Annotated in this window: 6 protein-coding genes; 4 read left to right on the top strand and 2 right to left on the bottom strand. The window is 52.1% G+C overall.

Annotated elements, in window-relative coordinates; genetic code table 11:
- On the top strand, positions 1–1,072 hold a 1,072-nt coding region (locus QZ377_RS12350; protein ID WP_365855131.1), incomplete at its 5' end, for a relaxase/mobilization nuclease domain-containing protein.
- Here QZ377_RS12350 and QZ377_RS12670 read toward each other — a convergent pair.
- A complete protein-coding gene (locus tag QZ377_RS12670) occupies positions 1,073–1,318 on the bottom strand; it encodes a helix-turn-helix transcriptional regulator (protein ID WP_365855128.1) in 246 nt (81 codons plus the stop codon).
- A gap of 112 nt (positions 1,319–1,430) precedes the next feature.
- Positions 1,431–1,745, bottom strand: coding sequence for a thermonuclease family protein (locus tag QZ377_RS12345; RefSeq protein WP_291441511.1), 315 nt, complete (start codon positions 1,743–1,745; stop codon positions 1,431–1,433).
- A gap of 69 nt (positions 1,746–1,814) precedes the next feature.
- Here QZ377_RS12345 and QZ377_RS12340 point away from each other — a divergent pair, with 69 nt between their 5' ends.
- The 3 genes from QZ377_RS12340 to QZ377_RS12330 form a co-directional block, all read left to right on the top strand.
- Positions 1,815–2,099 (top strand): helix-turn-helix transcriptional regulator, encoded by a 285-nt coding sequence (locus QZ377_RS12340; protein WP_291441509.1) that lies wholly within the window; start codon positions 1,815–1,817, stop codon positions 2,097–2,099.
- A 123-nt stretch (positions 2,100–2,222) separates the two neighbouring features.
- Positions 2,223–2,537, top strand: a complete 315-nt coding sequence (locus QZ377_RS12335) for a hypothetical protein (protein WP_291441506.1) — start codon at positions 2,223–2,225, stop codon at positions 2,535–2,537.
- Positions 2,538–2,547: 10 nt separating this feature from the next.
- A partial coding sequence (locus QZ377_RS12330; RefSeq protein ID WP_291441505.1) for a hypothetical protein occupies positions 2,548–2,943 on the top strand: 396 nt, incomplete at its 3' end.

The following is a 2,943-nucleotide window of genomic DNA, read 5'->3' as shown; positions in this document are numbered from 1 at the left end:
GCCAGCGGCACCGGATTGGCAAACGCTCCATGAGGAACTTGCCCGCTATGGTATGGAGATAAAACCCCACGGCAGCGGTCTGGTCATAGCTGATCGCCATAACCAACGGCATACAGTAAAGGCCAGCACGGTAAGTAGAGATTTGTCACTGAAAAGGCTTGAAGAAAAATTGGGGAAATGCCTTCCGGCGCAGGGCTTGGAAAATGTGACGGAGCAAAGCCGCTACCAGCACACCCCTCTACACCGATCACCGGAGCGCGGCACTTTGTATGCGGAGTATCAACAAGGCATTGGAAAGCGCAAAACCGGCTTGGCTGCCGTCAAAGAGGAAGAAAACGCTACGCTTGCGGCAATCAAGGAAAAATGGGCAGCCAAGCGCGGGGAACTGGAAAGGCTGAATATAGGCAAAAAGAACCGCCGCAATCTGCTGCAACTAGCCCGAAAACATGAAGTCGAGGAAACCGCCAGGGCGAAACTGCCCTTTCAGTCTCCCCGTGAGGCCCTACGCGGAGAAATCCCTTTCACTTCATGGAATGGCTTTCTGCAACACAAGGCCGACCAGGGCAATGAAACAGCTTTAGCCATTTTGCGATCCAAGCGAGAGGTAGCGGAGCCGGATCGGGAGTCGCAAGCAGCCGTGGCAAAAGATTGGTCACAGCACGGCAAAGATCAGTTTGCAACGAACCGTGCGGAAATCCGGTCTGAATATGCGGCCAAGGAACTTGCCGCCCTGGAGAATAAAAATGTGAGCGCCCAGGGGAAAAAACAGCTTTTGGCCGTTTTACGGATGGAACAGCTTGCCGCAGAGGAAGCGGCACACATACGCGGTTTCTCGGCAACAGTAGATCGCAAGGGAACCGTCATTTTTTCCCTGCCCGAAGGCGGGAGGATTCTGGATAGCGGGAAGGAGCTTTTCTTTTCAGGCAATAATGATACCGCCCGGCATGTAGCTGTCCGCTACGCACAGAAAAAATGGGGGAAAAGTCTGCATGTGGAGGGGAATAAAATCATACGGCTGGAACGAAATATTGAAAAAGCCCTGAACAGGAAACCGCAAAATCTGGAGCGGTAGCTACTTTTGCTCCATCTTCTCCGCAACGGGATCAAGTAGTTTTCCGGGGGGTATGTCCAGGGCTTTGGCAAGACGAAAAATCATTTCAAAGCTAGGCTGTCGTGTACCGTTTTCAAGTGAGCTTATGAAACTCCGTAAAACGTCTACCCGCTCACTAAGTTGCTCTTGCGTGAGCTGCCTTTCAAGCCTGTAAGCGCGTAATATTTCGCCAAAATATGGACTCTTTTTTTCTCGTCTGCCTGTCATATCCAGGTATTATAGACGAGTAGGTGAAATTTGTTTGACATCCTGGGCTGTCGAAGGCGCGGATAATTGTGCCTACAATGGTAGGCACGGGTAAAATGGTAGTTGACGCTATTTAGGGTTGACCAGAGCCAAAAACGACGGCCACGGTCCGGCCGTAACGGTCCCGCCGTTGCGGAGTCTCCTGGACATCGACCGTCACATAAAGCGCGACGGCATGGGCGAAGGCCCTTGCTGCCTCTCCGGAGGACTGTATGAGTTCCGGAGCGTCGATCCCGTGGAGTCGGACCTTCACCCGCTCCCCGCCGCTCTTCGGCTCGACCGTGATCGTGTCGCCGTCCGTCACCTGGACGACCCTGGCGGGCCATGCATGCGTGATGGAAGGCGCAAGAATGAGCACAAGGAAAACGGCGAGGAATGCACGGAACATCGTAAGCAACAAGATAGCGTAATCTTGTAGATTACGAACACTTCCATGCATCTCCGATATGATGCGAGCATGGCAAAAAAGCGCATCAAGACAGACGCCTTCAGCGTCGTATTGCGGGAAATCCGCACGGAGAAGGGCTTATCGCAGGATCAGGTAGCCGAGCGGCTGGATATGGCCCGGAGCTATATATCGTACATGGAGAGTGGGCAGCGGTATCCATCCTTGGAGATGTTCATTGCCGTGGCCCAGGCGTTGGGTGTCAAGCCCGGCGAGATGATGGACAGGATCGCGGCGCGGATTGATAGCGGCAGGGCTTCACCGCTGGTCAAGAAGCAGGCGGGGCCGAAGGCGTAAAGGCTTCTCTGTACTTTTATTTCCCGTTATTACGCGATGATATGCAAAACATTCTCTCCGTTGCGTTGGCTGATATCGCCGAGTGCATAACTCTAAAAAAACTCTATACAAGGAGCGCGGCGAATGAACGGACTTTATAAGGCGGTTTACAGTGTTCCGGGGGACAGGAGCGAAGGCATTGTGTTCATGGACAACGGGAAAATCTACGGCGGCGACACGACCCATGCGTTTTATGGAACATACACGGTTTCCGGCGCAACGCTTTCGGCAAAACTGACCCGCGTTCAGCATACGCAAGGCGGGTACAACATGGGCGGCGGCGGAAATGAGTTGACCATTACTGGAACGGTGGAAGGCGACAAGATACGCGGACAGGGCAGCATTCCCGGCGTTCCCGTGAAAATGGACATCTCTCTGCAACGTGTTACGGCAATTTAAGGGGGGGGAGATGGAACTCGCTGACGCCACGGCTATTAGCCTGGGAACAATTATTACTCCGAATGAAGTTTATCTTTTTAGAACGCAGAAAGGTTCTAACTGGATGCGTTTTACAGGAACTCCTCGAAGCAAGGCTCGGATGTTAATTTTTCTTGGGTATAACTCGACAAAGACGGAATCTTATTGGACGCCAACGACAGATCAAAAAGAGTCCAATAAATTTCTCTTGAATTTACAGGGTGATAAGACGTCAGGCTTTGGTAAGTTGTCTGCGGTCAACAAAGGTGAAGTCTGGTCAATCCCTATTACCATGCTAAGTGGTGTACAAGTCGCCAACGCAAAAATTGATGCTGATTATGTCAGCCAAGTTGTTATTCCTTGGTGCAAGGAGTCTATTGATCGGCTT

Origin of the sequence: Desulfovibrio sp., from assembly GCF_019424165.1 — a bacterium.
In the GTDB taxonomy this organism is placed as follows: domain Bacteria; phylum Desulfobacterota; class Desulfovibrionia; order Desulfovibrionales; family Desulfovibrionaceae; genus Desulfovibrio.
Note: the sequence above shows the minus strand (reverse complement) of the source record. Positions and strands in the feature narration are given on the sequence as shown.

Coding starts and splice junctions, on each gene's coding strand:
- QZ377_RS12670 (WP_365855128.1), bottom strand. CDS start 1,318: ATGACAGGCAGACGAGAAAAAAAGAGTCCATATTTTGGCGAAATATTA.
- QZ377_RS12340 (WP_291441509.1), top strand. CDS start 1,815: ATGGCAAAAAAGCGCATCAAGACAGACGCCTTCAGCGTCGTATTGCGG.
- QZ377_RS12335 (WP_291441506.1), top strand. CDS start 2,223: ATGAACGGACTTTATAAGGCGGTTTACAGTGTTCCGGGGGACAGGAGC.
- QZ377_RS12345 (WP_291441511.1), bottom strand. CDS start 1,745: ATGTTCCGTGCATTCCTCGCCGTTTTCCTTGTGCTCATTCTTGCGCCT.